The organism is Geotalea uraniireducens, from assembly GCF_027943965.1.
Taxonomy (GTDB): Bacteria; Desulfobacterota; Desulfuromonadia; order Geobacterales; family Geobacteraceae; genus Geobacter; species Geobacter uraniireducens.
Map to the genome: position 1 here is coordinate 3,928,051 of NZ_AP027151.1, position 15,046 is coordinate 3,943,096.

The 15,046-nt window shown below is 65.1% G+C and carries 12 protein-coding genes; all 12 read right to left on the bottom strand.

What is annotated here, in order from left to right:
• Window positions 1-52: 52 nt before the first annotated feature.
• The 12 genes from QMN23_RS18375 to QMN23_RS18430 all read right to left on the bottom strand — a co-directional run bounded on the left by QMN23_RS18375 (window position 53) and on the right by QMN23_RS18430 (window position 15,027).
• Complete coding sequence (locus QMN23_RS18375) at window positions 53-1,210, bottom strand: ATP-binding response regulator (RefSeq protein ID WP_282000787.1); 1,158 nt, start codon at window positions 1,208-1,210, stop codon at window positions 53-55.
• Window positions 1,211-1,247: 37 nt separating this feature from the next.
• On the bottom strand, window positions 1,248-3,878 hold the full coding sequence (alaS, locus tag QMN23_RS18380) for an alanine--tRNA ligase (RefSeq protein ID WP_282000788.1): 2,631 nt from the start codon (window positions 3,876-3,878) through the stop codon (window positions 1,248-1,250).
• Between the two features lie 21 nt (window positions 3,879-3,899).
• Window positions 3,900-4,373, bottom strand: a complete 474-nt coding sequence (locus QMN23_RS18385) for a regulatory protein RecX (RefSeq protein ID WP_282000789.1) — start codon at window positions 4,371-4,373, stop codon at window positions 3,900-3,902.
• Complete coding sequence (locus tag QMN23_RS18390) at window positions 4,374-5,531, bottom strand: type IV pilus twitching motility protein PilT (protein ID WP_282000790.1); 1,158 nt, start codon at window positions 5,529-5,531, stop codon at window positions 4,374-4,376.
• A 3-nt stretch (window positions 5,532-5,534) separates the two neighbouring features.
• Window positions 5,535-6,554, bottom strand: a complete 1,020-nt coding sequence (recA, locus tag QMN23_RS18395) for a recombinase RecA (protein ID WP_282000791.1) — start codon at window positions 6,552-6,554, stop codon at window positions 5,535-5,537.
• A gap of 115 nt (window positions 6,555-6,669) precedes the next feature.
• Window positions 6,670-8,808, bottom strand: a complete 2,139-nt coding sequence (locus QMN23_RS18400) for a sensor histidine kinase (RefSeq protein WP_282000792.1) — start codon at window positions 8,806-8,808, stop codon at window positions 6,670-6,672.
• Window positions 8,809-8,849: 41 nt separating this feature from the next.
• Window positions 8,850-10,091 carry a competence/damage-inducible protein A gene (locus tag QMN23_RS18405; protein WP_282000793.1) on the bottom strand — a complete coding sequence of 414 codons (1,242 nt, stop codon included), beginning with the start codon at window positions 10,089-10,091 and terminating at the stop codon, window positions 8,850-8,852.
• The gene (locus QMN23_RS18410; RefSeq protein WP_282000794.1) at window positions 10,091-10,540 is read right to left on the bottom strand and encodes a phosphatidylglycerophosphatase A family protein; all 450 of its coding nucleotides are present in this window, start codon (window positions 10,538-10,540) and stop codon (window positions 10,091-10,093) included. Before QMN23_RS18410 ends, QMN23_RS18405 begins: the two co-directional genes overlap by 1 nt.
• Entirely contained in the window at window positions 10,537-11,709 is a 1,173-nt protein-coding gene (gene larC, locus QMN23_RS18415; RefSeq protein ID WP_282000795.1) for a nickel pincer cofactor biosynthesis protein LarC, read from the bottom strand. Before larC ends, QMN23_RS18410 begins: the two co-directional genes overlap by 4 nt.
• Before the next feature lie 22 nt (window positions 11,710-11,731).
• The gene (gene larB / locus QMN23_RS18420; RefSeq protein WP_282000796.1) at window positions 11,732-12,481 is read right to left on the bottom strand and encodes a nickel pincer cofactor biosynthesis protein LarB; all 750 of its coding nucleotides are present in this window, start codon (window positions 12,479-12,481) and stop codon (window positions 11,732-11,734) included.
• A 136-nt stretch (window positions 12,482-12,617) separates the two neighbouring features.
• Complete coding sequence (locus tag QMN23_RS18425; RefSeq protein WP_282000797.1) at window positions 12,618-13,226, bottom strand: DUF2269 family protein; 609 nt, start codon at window positions 13,224-13,226, stop codon at window positions 12,618-12,620.
• Between the two features lie 217 nt (window positions 13,227-13,443).
• Complete coding sequence (locus QMN23_RS18430; protein ID WP_282000798.1) at window positions 13,444-15,027, bottom strand: peptide chain release factor 3; 1,584 nt, start codon at window positions 15,025-15,027, stop codon at window positions 13,444-13,446.
• Between the last annotated feature and the right edge of the window lie 19 nt (window positions 15,028-15,046).

Consider the following 15,046-nt stretch of genomic DNA (forward strand, 5'->3'; position numbering starts at 1 on the left):
GATTCGGCATTGGAAAGGAGCAACTATAGCAGAAAGGGGGAAATAATCAACATCAAAGAGGACTTGCGGCGGCCGGGTAAACCGGCTGTTCGCCGGCCAGGCCGAGACGGGGGAGGGTGATCACCACCCGGGTCCACTGCCCCGGTTCGCTGTCGACGGTAATCTGACCGCCATGGAGCTTGACGAACTCCCGGGCGTAGAACAGGCCGAGGCCAAAACCACGGATCTGGCCGGCGCCGTCCGGGTCGACCTGGTAGAATTTTTCGAAGATCTTCGGCAGTTCCTCGCGGGGGATCCCCACGCCGCTATCCTGGACGACGATCCGGCACCCCTCGCCTTCCGCTTTCAGGGAGATCATCACCGTACCGGCATCGTAGCAAAACTTGAAGGCGTTATTGATCACCTGGCTGAGGGCGAAGGTGATTTTTTCCCGGTCGAGCGGCAAGAGCGGCAGCGGATCGAGATCGAAGACCGTCTCGACGTCGGGCTTGCTGGCCGCCTCCTTGGAGGTGCGGGCCAGGTGGCGGAGGATTTCGTCGAGCCGGCACGGCTCCAGGTGCGTCCTCTCGCCGGCGTCCATGAAGCGGCTGAAGGCAAGCAGTTCGGTGACCAGCGATTCCAGGTAGCAGGACTGGCCGTAGATCAGCTCCAGGTTTTTCCGCGATTCGGGATCCTGGGGATCGTAGACGCCGCTGGCCAGGTTTTGCAGGAAGAGTGAAATAGTGGTGAGCGGGGTCCGGAACTTGTGGGAAATCAGCGACAGGAAGTTGCTCTTCAGCCGGTCCATGCTCTTCAGGTTGGCGATCTCTTCCTTGAGCGCCTTCTTGTCGAGCGCTTTGTCGACGGCGGTCTTGAGCTGGAGCAGGTTGAGCGGCTTGGTGATGAAGTCGTCGGCATCGGCCTTGAGCGCGTTGAGGATGATCTCCTTCTCGGCATAGCCGGTCATGACGATCACCACCAGCGTCGGCTCGATCTCTTTGAGTCGCCGCAAGAGATCGATACCGTTCAGTTTCGGCATCATCACGTCGGTCAGGATGACGTCGATGCCCCCCTTGCCGAACAGCCGGAGCGCCTCCTCGCCATCGGTCGCCTGCAGGACCCGGTACCCCCTGAGCGCCCGGGCGCAGAGATCGCGGATCACCGCCTCGTCGTCGACGACCAGGATCGATTTAGGGGTACGTTCTACTTCAAATTTGTCGACGACATCCATGGCGGCCTCACCGCAACGTGATTGACTGCTGATCTGTTCAGGAGATCAGGGTATAGACGCTTTCCAGCGCTGCGGCCAACTGGTCGGGACGGTTCCCCCCTGCCTGGGCCAGTTCGGGCTTGCCGCCGCCGCTGCCGCCAACCAGCGGCGCCAGCTGCTTGACCAGCTCGCCGGCTTTGTAACGGTCGGTCAGGTCCCGGGTCACCGCCACCAGCAGATTGACCCGCTCGCCCGTGGTACAGCCGAGCACGACGATCCCGGAGCCGAGCCGGTCCTTGAGGGTATCGGCCAGCTCGCGCAGCCCCTTCGGGTCGTCCACCGTCACCGTTACCGCCAGGACCTTGACCCCGCCGATCGCCCGGGCCCCTGCCAGCAGGTCGGCCGACTGAGCGGCGTTGAGCCGTCCCTGGAGGGTTTCGACTTCCCGCTGCAGGTCTCGCTGTCGGGTGAGGAGTTTCTGCAGCCGGTCCAGGTTGTCGCCTCCCTCGGCCTTGATCAGCTGGGCAATCTGCCGCTTTTCGTCTTCGAGCTCCTGGGCGTAGCGCACTGCCCCCATGCCGGTCAGCGCCTCGATCCGCCGGACGCCTGCGGCGATCCCCGCCTCGGAGACGATCTTGAAGAAGCCGATGTCGCCGGCCGCCCGGACGTGGGTGCCGCCGCACAACTCGGCGCTCACTTCGCCGACCTTGACCACCCGGACCCGATCGCCATATTTTTCGCCGAACAGCGCCGTGGCGCCGCTCTCCATCGCCTCGTCGACGTCCATCTCCCGGACGTCGACCGCTTCGTTGACCATGATGTAACTGTTGACCAAGTCTTCGGTCCGGCGCAGCTCGTCAGGCGACATGGCGGTAAAATGGGTGAAGTCGAAGCGGAGCCGGTCGGGGGCGACCAGCGAACCGGCCTGTTTGATATGCTCGCCGAGCACCTGGCGCAACGCCGACTGCAACAGGTGGGTAGCGGTATGGTTGCGCGCCGTCGCCTGGCGGTCGGCGGTCGCCAGCTTGAGGTCGCACGCATCGCTGTTCTTCAGGGTCCCCTCGATCACGGTGCCGCGATGGACGACCAGATCGGGATAGGGCCGCAGGGTCTCGTCGACCCGGAAATGGGCGCTGCCGGTGGAAATGGTGCCGGTATCCCCCACCTGGCCGCCCGAAGCGCCGTAGAACGGGGTTGTTTCGACGACCACTTCGACCTCTTCGCCGCTCCGCGCCTCGGCAACCTCGACACCGTCACGCACCAGGGCGGTGATGACGGAGTAGGCGCTCTGCTCATGGTAGCCGACGAAGGCGCTCCGCAGGCCGCGGTTGTGCAGCTCCTTGTAGATGGCGGCGATCCCCTCTTCGCCGGAGCCTTTCCAGTGCTCCCGGGCCTGCTCCCGCTGCCGCTCCATGCAGACCTCGAAGCCGGCTTCGTCGATGGAGAACCCCTCGCTCTCGACGATGTCGGCGGTCAGGTCGGTCGGGAAGCCGTAGGTGTCGTGGAGGCGGAACAGCACCTCGCCGGGGATGACGCTCTGCCCTTCCCCCTTGAGCCGGGCGACCTCGTCGTTGAGAATGCGGAGGCCGTTGTCGAGGGTTTCGGCAAATCGCTCCTCCTCGGCCCGGACAACCTTCTTGATATACTCTTCCCGCTCGAAAAGCTCGGGATAGGCCCCGCCCATCACCTCGTTGACCGCATCGACGATCCGGTAGAGGACCGGCTCGGCAAAACCGAGCATCTTGGCATGGCGGGCCGCCCGGCGCATGATCCGGCGCAGGACGTAGCCCCGCCCCTCGTTGGACGGCAGCACGCCGTCGCAGATCAGGAACGTGGTGGCCCGGGCATGGTCGGCGATCACCCGCATCGAGACGTCATCCTTGGCATTGGCGCGATACTGCTTGCCGGCGAGCCGCTCGACATGGCGGATGATCCCCTGCAGCAGGTCGGTGTCGTAGTTGGAGGTGACCCCCTGCATGACGGTGGTGATCCGCTCCAGCCCCATGCCGGTATCGACGGACGGCTTGGGGAGGGGGGTCAGGGTGCCGTCGGCGGCCCGGTTGAACTGCATGAAGACGTTGTTCCAGATCTCCATGTAGCGGTCGCAGTCGCAGCCAACCGTACAGTCGGGGCTGCCGCAGCCGACCTCGGGACCATTGTCGTAGAAGATCTCGGAGCAGGGGCCGCAGGGGCCGGTATCGCCCATCGACCAGAAATTGTCTTTCTCGCCGAAGCGGAAGATCCGCTCCCGCGGGACCCCTTCCTGGAGGTGCCAGATGTCCGCCGCCTCGTCATCGTCGGTATAGACCGAGACGTAGAGGCGCTCCTTGTCGAGCCCCAGCTCCTTGGTCAGGAATTCCCAGGCGAAGGCGATCGCCTCTTTCTTGAAGTAGTCGCCGAAGGAGAAGTTGCCGAGCATCTCGAAGAAGGTATGGTGGCGGGCAGTCCGACCGACATTCTCCAGGTCGTTGTGCTTCCCTCCCGCCCGGACGCATTTCTGGGCGGTGCAGGCCCGGCGGTAATCGCGCTTTTCGAGGCCGAGGAAGACGTCTTTGAACTGGTTCATCCCGGCATTGGCGAAGAGGAGGGTCGGGTCGTTCCGCGGAATGAGCGGCGAGCTGGCAACGATGGTGTGGTCGCGGTCGGCGAAGAATTTCAGGAATCTGGCACGTAGTTCTGTTCCGGTCATCTGATCCTCATTTAGGCAAAGTCATGGGTCAATTTCGTGTTCGGCCACCTGCAGGGCGGCCAGGACGTTGGCCAGGGAAAAGCCCCGGCGGAGGAACCAGCCGACCGCCCGCCGCTTCTCCCGGGGATCGGCCGCCGCCGTGAGACGGGGGAATTTCCGCGCCAGCAGCTCGCCGATGGCGGCCCGTTCGTCGTACCCGGCCGTCTCCCGGGCCAGTGCCTCCGCCGCCAGCTCCGGCGGAATCCCCCGGCGACGCAGTTCCTGCCGGAGACGGAAGCCGGCCAGCCGCCCGCTGGCCAGTGCGGTTTCAACCAGCCGCCCAGCCAGCCGCCGATCGTCGAGGTAGCCGCAATCGCGGAGCCGGGCAACGGTCTCGGCAATCTCCGCCGGCGCAAACCCCTTCCGTTCGAGCTTCCGGATCAGCTCCAGCTCGCTGTGGTCGCGGCGGGTGAGGATCGCCAGGGCAGCGGCAAAGCCGTTTTGCGGCCGGTCCATCTAGTATTTGTCGGGAACTGCGCCCCCGTCACCTTCAACCGGCGGTTCCTCGTCATGGACAAACTGGTCCCAGGTGCTGTCCGACGTTGACGAAATACCCGACACCTTGAGGGCGAAATCGTCCGGGTTGGAGGATTGGCGCAACGCTTCTTCGTAGGTGATCAGCTTCTGGGTGTAGAGCTGCATCAGCGACTGGTCGAAGGTCTGCATCCCGTAGGTGGTGTACCCCTGGGCGATCGCCTCCGGCAACAGTTTGGTCTTGTCCTTGTCGTCAATGTACTCGCGGATTCGGGCGGTGCCGATCATGATCTCCACCGCCGGCACCCGCCCCTTGCCGTCGGCCCGCGGCACCAGCCGCTGGGAGATGACGCCGCGCAACACCCCCGACAGCTGGATCCTGATCTGCCGCTGGTGGTACGGCGGGAAGACCGAGATGATCCGGTTGACCGTTTCGGCCGCGTCGAGGGTATGGAGCGTCGACATCACCAGGTGGCCGGTTTCGGCGGCGTGCATGGCAGTCTCGATCGTCTCCAGGTCGCGCATCTCGCCGACCAGGATCACGTCCGGGTCCTGGCGGAGGGCGCCCTTGAGGGCATCGGCGAACGACAGGGTGTCGAAGCCGACTTCCCGCTGGCTCAGGATGCTCTTTTTATCCCGGTGGAGGTATTCGACCGGGTCCTCAACGGTGATGATGTTGCAGGTCCGGTTTTCGTTGATGTAATCGATCATCGCCGCCAGGGTGGTCGATTTACCGCTGCCGGTGGTCCCGGTGACCAGCAGCAGCCCCCGCTCCTCCAGGGCCAGCTTTTTCAGGACCGGCGGCAGGTTAAGCGCTTCGAGGGAGGGGATGCCGAACGGGATGAAACGGAACACCATGGCGACGGTGCCGCGCTGGGAGTAGGCACTGACCCGGAAGCGGCCGAGACCGGGGACACCATAGGCCAGGTCGACCTCGTAGTGTTCCTCGAAGATTCGCTGCTGGCGCTCGTTCATGATCGCGAAGGCCATTGCCCGGACCTGATCGGGCGCCAGCCGCGGCGCATTCGGGATCGGCCGCAGCCGGCCATCGATCCGGACTACCGGCGGCAGGCCGGTCTTGATATGGACATCGGAGGCTTTCGCCCTTACCGCCACCGCAAGGATTTCATTCAGCTCCATGGCCTACCCCTGTCCTTCGCCGCTCTCCTTGGGCGCCAGGCCGACCGCGGCGAACAGCTTTCCTTCCACCTCGGCGGCGATTTCCGGATGCTCGCGGAGGAAGACGCGGGCATTCTCGCGCCCCTGGCCGATCCGTTCGCTGCCGAAGGAAAACCAGGCGCCGCTCTTGTCGACGATCCCCTTGTCCACCGCCAGATCGAGCAGGTCTCCCTCGCGGGAAATCCCCTCGCCGTAGAAGATGTCGAACTCGACCTCCTTGAAAGGCGGCGCGACCTTGTTCTTCACCACCTTGACCCGGGTCCGGGAGCCGACGATATCGTTCCCCTGCTTGAGGGAGGCGATCTTGCGGATATCGAGCCGGACCGAGGCATAGAACTTGAGGGCGTTGCCGCCGGTAGTGGTCTCCGGGTTGCCGAACATCACCCCGATCTTCATCCGGATCTGGTTAATGAAAATGACGCAACAGTTCGACTTGGAAATGATGGCGGTCAGCTTGCGCAGCGCCTGGGACATCAGCCGGGCCTGCAGCCCCATGTGGGAATCGCCCATGTCCCCCTCGATCTCCGCCTTGGGGACCAGGGCCGCCACCGAGTCGATGACCAGGACGTCGATGGCGCCGCTTCGCACCAGCATCTCGGCGATGTCGAGGGCCTGTTCGCCGGTATCGGGCTGGGAGACGAGCAGATCGTCGGTCTTCACCCCGAGCTTCCGGCCGTAACCGATATCGAGGGCATGCTCGGCGTCGATGAAGGCGGCAATCCCCCCGAGCTTCTGCGCTTCGGCGACGATATGGAGAGCGAGGGTTGTCTTACCCGACGACTCGGGACCGAAGATCTCGATGATCCGCCCGCGGGGGACCCCGCCGACACCGAGGGCCAGGTCGAGGGAGAGTGAGCCGGTGGGAATGGCGGCCACGTCGGGGAGCGCCTCTTCCGCGCCGAGCCGCATGATCGCGCCCTTGCCGAACTGCTTTTCGATCTGGCTGAGGGCCAGCTCAATCGCTTTTTCGCGTTCCTGTGTCACAGCGGCCTCCTGAAATCATCGCCCCGCGCCGGCCGGCGATGGATTGTGGTAGTAAGTTGATCAGAAATAACACAGGTGTTTCGCTCTTTTCAAGCGATCTTTGCGCCGCGACGGCTCACTCCTCGTCGGCCGCCATCCCGGTCGGCGCCGCCAGCCGCCGGTCGTCGGCGAGGGGAAAAACCGGCGGCCGCGCCCCCTCCTCCAGCGGCAGCAGGACGATAAAGGCGCTGCCGAAGCGGGCGGCGGCATCCGTCCCGACGCTCTCCACCCAGACCATGCCGCCATGGGCCTCCACCATTCCCTTGACAATGGCCAGGCCGAGGCCGGCCCCCTTGCCGAGGAATTTGTACTTGCCGCTGGAATGATGGCGAATCTCGCCGATCTCGTAAAACTTGTCGAAAATCTTCACCTGCTCGTCGTGGCTGACCCCGATACCGTTGTCCCGCACCGTCACCTCCAGGTAACAACGGGCCCCCATCTCGGCGTAGAAGCCGGCATTGAAACGGGCCATCGTGTCCCGCTTGGCGGCCAGTGCCGGCCGGTCAACAACCCGGGCATCGATCAGCACGCTCCCGCCGTCGGGAGTGAACTTGACCGAGTTGCCGAGCAGTTCGGCGAAGATCTCCTCGAAGCAGTCCCGGTCGCCGCTGCACGGCGGCAGCCCTTCCATGTTTCCCGTAACGATCTTGAGGTTACGCTCCTCGATGAGCGGTTCGAGCTTGGCGAGCACCTGCCGGACCACCTGGCCGACGCAGAGGGCGGTCTTGGTGACCGGGGAGGTCTTCGCCTCGAGGCGCGCCACCTTGAGGATGTCATTGACGATTTCGGAGAGCCGTTCGCCCCCCTGGTTTATCATGTCGAGGACCTGGCGGGCTTCGCTGTCGAATTCCGCCGACCGGGAGGTGAGTAGAAATTCGGTGCCGCTGATGATGCTGGTGAGCGGCGTCCGGAACTCGTGGGAGATCATGCCGAGGAAACTGCTCTTCATCCGGTCGAGCCGTTCCAGTTCAAGGTTCGCCCGCTCGACGAGCAGCAGGTTGTTGCGGAGCCGGTGCTGGGAAAGGGCCAGTTCGTGGCTGCTTTTTTCCAGCAGCCGGAAAGAACTCATCAGCTCGTCGCTTTTCCACTTGAGTTCGTTGAACAGCCGGACGTTCTCGATGACGATCCCCATCTGGTCGGCAATGGAGAGAAAGAGCCGCATCTCCTCTTCGGAAAAGCGGCGCGGATCGCGGCTCAGCAGATACATAACGCCGGTCACCCGATCCTTGGCCAGCAGCGGCACTGCGGCGATCCCCCCCCAACCGGCGGCGATCTCCGCCGGGATCCCGTCCGCGCCGGACGCCGTCAGGTCTTCGAGGGCCAGCGGGCTCCGGGTTACGGCGGTCCGCTCCAGCAGCCCTCCCGACGGACCATCGCCGCCAAGCGCGGCGGTCAGCTGCGGCGAGACGTTCCAGGAGGCGGCGGGGACCAGGTGTCCTTCCCGCTCCCGGAGATGAATCCCCCCGCCCGCGGCGCCGAACACCTCCACCGTCTCCCGCAGGGTAACCTCGAGCACCGTGTCCTGGTCCATCTCCCGGTTGGCCCGCTCGATGAGGGTGATGAGCGAGGAGAGTTCCCGGTTGCGCTGGCGAAGTTCCCGCTCGGCGCGGTACTTGTAGGTGATGTCCCGGACGGTGGCATGGACCACCTTTTCGTCCCCCAGGTCGATCAGCCGCGCCTCGATCTCACCGCGGAACCGGTCCCCCCCCTTGCGCCGGAAGGTGATCCCGTCGGCCCGCCCCCGGCCGCGCCGGACAACCCGCACCACCAGCGAGGAAAACTTCTCCTGGTCTTCCTCAGGCAGCAAATCCTTGATCCGCAAAGAGGGCATCTCTTCTTTGCTGTAGCCGAGCAGTTCGGTCCCCCGCCGGTTCACCTCAACCAGCAGACCGTTGTCGACGCTGAAAACGAAAATCGCCGTTCCGGCCCCCTCCAGGAGGCTCCGGTAACGGCGCACACTCTTGTCCAGTTCCCGCTGCACCTGCATCAGCTCCCGGACATGAGCCCGCTCCTCGCTGCTCCGCACCCGATGAAAACTGACCATCACCGCCACGAACGTGGCAACCAGCAGCAGGACGAGGAGGGCATGAATATCGAAGAACGGCGCATGCTGGCGGGAACAGAGGATCAGGGCGGTACTCCCCCCCCCGAGCAGCGCCAGTGCTGCCGTCCAGACGATAATCCGGTAAAGCTTGTCGCGTGATAATGTTGTCATGACCCCGCCTCCAGGCAGCGGCGCGGCGGCAGGAAGAGCAATCAGAGGGTCAAAAGCCGCCTCCTCAGCCAATCCAGTGCCGTGACTGCAGTAACCGTCCTGATCTGGTCCCTGCTACCGGAAAAACGATACTCCTTGCTCGTGCAGCCGGCCCGGTCCGCCAGGGCGATGAAGACCGTCCCGACCGGCTTGACGGCATCGCCCCCCTCCGGGCCGGCGATACCGGTGACGGCCAGGGCGAGGTCGCTGCCGGCGAGCCGCCGGGCTCCCTTCGCCATGGCCATGGCAACTTCGGCGCTGACCGCCCCCTTCGCCGCCAGCAACTCTTCGGGCACGTCCAACAGCCGCACCTTCGCCCCGTTGGCATAGGTAACCGCCCCGAGGAGGAAATAGGCCGAGCTGCCGGCCACATCGGTGATCCGCTTGGCAATGAGGCCGCCGGTACACGACTCGGCCAGGGCGAGGCTCACCCGCTTCTCGCGGAACAGCCGGGCCACGGCAAGGTCGATGCTCTCGCCGTCTTCGGCAACGATATGCTCGCCGAGCCGTTCCCGAACCTCCGCCGCCGCCCCGTCGAGCAGCCGCTGGACTGCCTCGCTGCCGTCCCCTTCCCCCCGCAGCCGGACCTGCACCAGCGGATAGTCGACACAGTAAGCGACGCCGAGACCGGGGCGGGCCACGGTCAGGCCGGTCAACCGGGCGCCGATCTCCGCCTCCGACACCCCGAAGAGCGTCAGTTGTCTGGTCCGGACAACCCGTGACTCGTCCCGCCGTGCCAGGACGAGCGGCAGGACCGTCTCCTCCAGCATCCGCACCATCTCCCCCGGCACTCCGGGGAGAAAGATCAGCAGGCAGTCCCGATGGAGGAGCTGGAAACCGCTGGCCGTGCCGGTCGGGTTCGGCACCAGCGTCACCCGGGCCGGCAGCAGGCATTGCCGCTCGTTGGCCGGATGCATCTCCCGTCCCCGCCGGGCGAAGAAATCCTGCAGCCGGGCCAGCGCCTCCTCGTGGAGCACCAGCCGGCGACCGCTGGCCTGGGCAGCAGCCCGGGCGGTGACATCGTCGTCGGTCGGGCCGAGGCCGCCGGTGGCGATCACCAGCTGGTGTTCCGCCGCCAGGCTATCGAGGGCCTCGGCAATCGCCTCTTCGTCGTCCCCGACGGTCAGCTGCCGCCGGACGGCGACCCCTACCCCATAGAGCCGGCCGGCAATGACCGCCGCGTTAGTATCGACGGTTTCCCCGAGCAACAGCTCGTCGCCGATGGAAAGGAGCGCGGCCTTCATTACAGCCATCTCGTCAGCAGATGGAGGACGGCGCAGGCGTACAGCCCGGCGACCACGTCGTCGAGGACAACGCCGTAGCCGTTATGGACCTGCCGGTCGAAGAAGCGGGCCGGCGGCACCTTGACGATATCGAAGAAGCGAAAGAGGAAAAAGCCGGCGACGACGTAACGCGGAGCCGGCGGCACCGCCGCCATGGTCACCAGGTAGCCGATCACCTCGTCGATGACGATCTTCCCCGAATCGTGCTCGCCGAAGAGCGCCTCCGCCCGGCCAGCCGCCCAGCAGGCGAAGAAGAAGAACGGCACGAGCGTCGCCAGGTAAAGCCAGAGCGGCATCCGGGCCAGGATCAGGTAGAACGGGATCGCCCCGAGAGTGCCGACCGTCCCGGAGGCGACGGGGCTGAAGCCGGTACCGAACCAGGTGGCTGCCAGGACAACGAAGCGTCTCATCCCCGGCCGACCTCCCCCTCGACGATCCGGTAGACCTCGAGCAGCGGCAGCCGGCAACGCTCGGCGATCTGCCGGCACGACTCGTATTCCGGTACCACCCGCACCACCGCTTCCCCGTCCCGCAGCACCTTCACCCGGACAGAACCGAGGGAGGTGTCCCGCTCTTCTTCCTGGCGGAGAAGCTTCAGCCGGGCTACCGGATAATGGCGGACGCCGATGGCGGTGGTCTCGTGGAGGATCAGGGCGGCCAGCGTCTCCAGCCGCTCGGGCGGGGCGATAACCGTCAACCGGACCGCCGGCCGGTTCTTCTTCATCTGCAGCGGCGAGAAGGCGGCATCGAGAGCCCCGGCGGCCAGCAGCCGCTCCAGGACGAAGCCGAGCACTTCCGGGTTCATGTCGTCGAGGTGGGTCTCGATCACCCGGACCTCGTCGCGGTCGAGCGCCGCCGGCCGTTCGCCGAGGAAAAGCCGCAGCACGTTGGGAAGATCGGAGAAATCCTTGCTGCCGGCCCCATAGCCGATACCGCTGACGGTCATCGCCGGCGGCTGCGCGACGCCAGTCGCCAGGGCGGCGACGATGGCGGCGCCGGTAGGGGTGACCCGCTCGCCCTCTCCTGCCGCTCCGTGGACCGGCAGCCCGCGAAGCAGTTCCGCCGTCGCCGGCGCCGGCACCGGCAGCAGGCCGTGGGCAGTTTCGACGAAACCGCCGCCGAGCGGGAGCGGGCCCGTCTCGATAACATCGATCCCCAGGTGGTCGAGGGCCGCCGCAGTACCGACGATGTCGACGATCGAATCGACCGCCCCCACCTCGTGAAAATGGACCAGGTCGAGCGCCACGCCGTGGACTTTCGCCTCGGCCTCGGCCAGCCGGAAAAAAATCCGCTGCGCCGTCTCCTTCACCCCGGCGGCCAGGGGGCTCGCCTCGATCATCGCCGCAATCCCCGCATAGTGACGATGCGGCTGATGCTCCTCCACCCGGACGACGAACCGGTTGGCGGCAATCCCCCGGCGGCTGGTCCGCTCAACCGCCAGTTCGTAGCTCGAAGGGGGAAGCGGCAGACAGGCCACCGCCTCGCTTACCACCGCGAAGGGGACCCCCAGGTCAAGCAGTGCCGCCACGGTCATATCGCCGGCGATACCGGCAAAGCAATCGAAATAAAGAACCTTCATCACCAATCCATTCCCCGCACCGTCACTCCCGGTTGATCAGGCTTGCCGCCACTGCCGCGCCGAAACCGTTGTCGATATTCACCACCGTCACCCCGGCGGCGCAGGAATTGAGCATGCCGAGCAGGGCGGCGATCCCGCCGAAAGCGGCACCGTACCCCACCGAGGTCGGCACGGCGATCACCGGCCGGTCGACCAGCCCCCCGACCACCGACGGCAGCGCCCCCTCCATGCCGGCCACGACGATCAGCACCGCGGCGGCGAACAGCTCCTCCCGCCGGGCCAACAGCCGGTGGATACCCGCCACCCCCACGTCGTAAAGATGTTCCGTCTCGTTCCCCAGCGCCCGGAGAGTAACCACCGCCTCCGCCGCCACCGGAATGTCGGAGGTCCCGGCGGAGATGACGAGTACCCGCCCCCGGCCACGGCGCTCCGGCGGTTTCTGTTCGAGGGTCAGGCAGCGGGCCGCCTCGTGGTAACGGGCGGCGGGAAAGGCCTCCAGCACCTGCAACGCCTTGCCCTCGTCGATCCGGGTCACCAGAATGTTGTTCCCCTGGGCGACAAGGGCAGTCATGATCCGCTCGATCTGGCCGACACTCTTCCCGGCGCCGAAGATCACCTCCGGAAACCCCTGGCGGAGTCCGCGGTGGTGGTCGACCACCGCTTCGCCCAAATCCTCGAACGGCAGATGGCGCAGCCGGGTCAGGACGTCGTCTTCGTTGAGATCGCCGTTCTTAAAATTACGCAGCAGGGTTTTCAGCTCCTGCGGATCCATGGTCACCATCCATTGCAGAAATATTGGGCAATCGTAATAAAATACCACTATTTCCGGGAGCTGGGAAGGAAAGATTTGCCGAGGGAGGGCCGGCACCCATCGTCGGGAAACGACGGGCGCCGGCACGGCAGACCGATCAGTCGTGTTCCTGGCGGAACAGGCTGCAGAGCTGGGCGGGAAAGTCGATAACCGGCAGCAGCGGGCGCAGCGCCGGCGGTATGCCCCGGCGCCCTTCACCCGGCGCCGGACCGAAATCGGGCTTGACGATGGAGAGGAGCACCAACAGCAACAGCACGACCGTCTGGGCGATGCCGAAAGCCACGCCGAGCCGGTAGGTCTGTACATAGGCCCCGTTGTCAAAGACCGCCAACCGATTGAGCCCAGTCAACGCCGACAGCGCCTCAAGCCACGGCCCGAGGAAAAAGACCCCGAAGGCGGTAGCCACCGCCGTCACCACCCACTTGACCACTACCCAGCGATGACGGAAAAACCCCCAGTTGGTCGTCAGGCAGATCAGCCCGCCCGAAACGATCGAACCGATCACCCCCGGCCCGATCAGCCAGTTGTCCAGGGAGCGGATCGCGTCGTTGACGGCGAACAGCTCGTCGCCGTTGGCCGCCTGGCGGTCCTTGTAGAGCAGGATGAGAATCGCCTGGGCGCCGCCGATCCACATCATCGCCGAGAAGGTGTGGAGATACTTGAGCAACAACCGGGTCTGCTGGCCTGCCTGGAGCGTGATCTGCATGTGCGCCTCCGAACGGTACGGCAGCCGGCCTGCCGACCGGCCACCTTGATGCGTGCGGAGGGAGAGAAGTGCAAGGCCGATTCCCGTATACAGGGGCGTGACGTATACGTAAAAAGCCCACAAAAACGGGCTATTGCCAAAACAGCAACAGCCCATTCCGGGGCTTTTCGTGCCAACGGGGACACACCCTGTGCCGATCGAGGCACAGGGGAGCCGCTCAGTTATGTTCCTGTGTGGCGTGGAACTCCAGCTCCTTCCAGTTCTCCATGGTATTGTCGAGTCGCCACTGGGAAGGGGCGAGATAGGCCAGCCGCCCCTCGCCGTCCAGGTAGCAGGCCATCGCTTCCCGCTTCTGGAACTCGTCGAGCTTGCGCTTGTCGCCGGTCACCCAGCGGGCCGTCACGTAACCGACCGGTTCATAGGTGGCCCGGACATTGTACTCGTACTCGAGCCGATGCATGACCACGTCGAACTGGAGGACCCCGACGGCGCCAACGATCCAGTCGCTCCCCATCAGCGGCCGGAACACCTGGGTGGTTCCCTCTTCGGCCAGCTGGGTCAACCCCTTCTCCAACGCCTTGGACTTCAGCGGATCGAGGAGCCGCACCTTGCGGAAGTGCTCCGGAGCGAAGCTCGGAATGCCGGTGTACTTGAGATCTTCTCCCTGGGTGAAGGTATCACCGATCTTGATCGTGCCGTGGTTGTGGATGCCGATGATGTCCCCCGGGTATGCCTCGTCGACGTTGGTCCGGTCCTGGGCCATGAAGATGGTGGCGTTGCTGAGCTGGGTGTCACGGCCGGTCCGGACATGGCGGACCTTCATTCCCCGGGTGAATTTCCCCGAACAGATCCGGAAGAAGGCGATCCGGTCCCGGTGGGCCGGGTCCATGTTCGCCTGGATCTTGAAGGCGAAGGCGGTGAACGGCTCTTCGTAGGGGGAAACGACCCGGCTCTGCGCCGCCCGTGGCAGCGGGGACGGGGCATGGTCAACGAAGGTGTCGAGCAGCTGCTGGATACCGAAGGTATTGATGGCACTGCCGAAGAAGACCGGCGTCTGCAGCCCGGCCAGGTATGCCTCTTCTTCGAAGGGATGGGCCGCTCCCTCCAGCAGTTCGACGTCGTTGCGCAGCTCTTCCACCTGGGAACCGAGCAGTTCGTCGAGCCGTGGATCGGCGAGGTCGTTCATGGTGGCGATCTGCCCGGTCCCCTGTTCGGCATCGGGATCAAAAAAAGTCAGTTCCTTGCGGTAGAGATGATAGGTGCCGCGGAAGCGCTTCCCCATCCCGACCGGCCAGGTCATCGGCGCGCACTGGATCTGCAGGACGCTCTCGATTTCATCGATCAGGTCGAGCGGCTCCCGCCCCTCCCGGTCCAGCTTGTTGATGAAGGTCATGATCGGCGTGCTGCGCAGCCGGCAGACTTCGAGCAGCTTCTTGGTCTGGCTCTCCACCCCCTTCACCGAGTCGATCACCATCAGCACCGAGTCGACGGCGGTCAGCACCCGATAGGTATCCTCGGAGAAGTCGTTGTGCCCCGGCGTGTCGAGCAAGTTGATCTCGAAGTCCCGGTAGGTGAACTTCATCACCGAAGAGGTCACGGAGATGCCGCGCTGCTTCTCCATCTCCATCCAGTCGGAGGTGGCATAGCGGGCACTTTTGCGCGCCCGGACCTCGCCGGCCTGCTGGATCGCCCCGCCGAAGAGGAGCAGCTTTTCGGTAATGGTGGTCTTCCCGGCGTCCGGATGGCTGATGATCGCGAAGGTGCGGCGTTTGTCGACTTCCAATTGGTTGTGCTTCTGCAAAATGGTTCTCCCGCGTTGG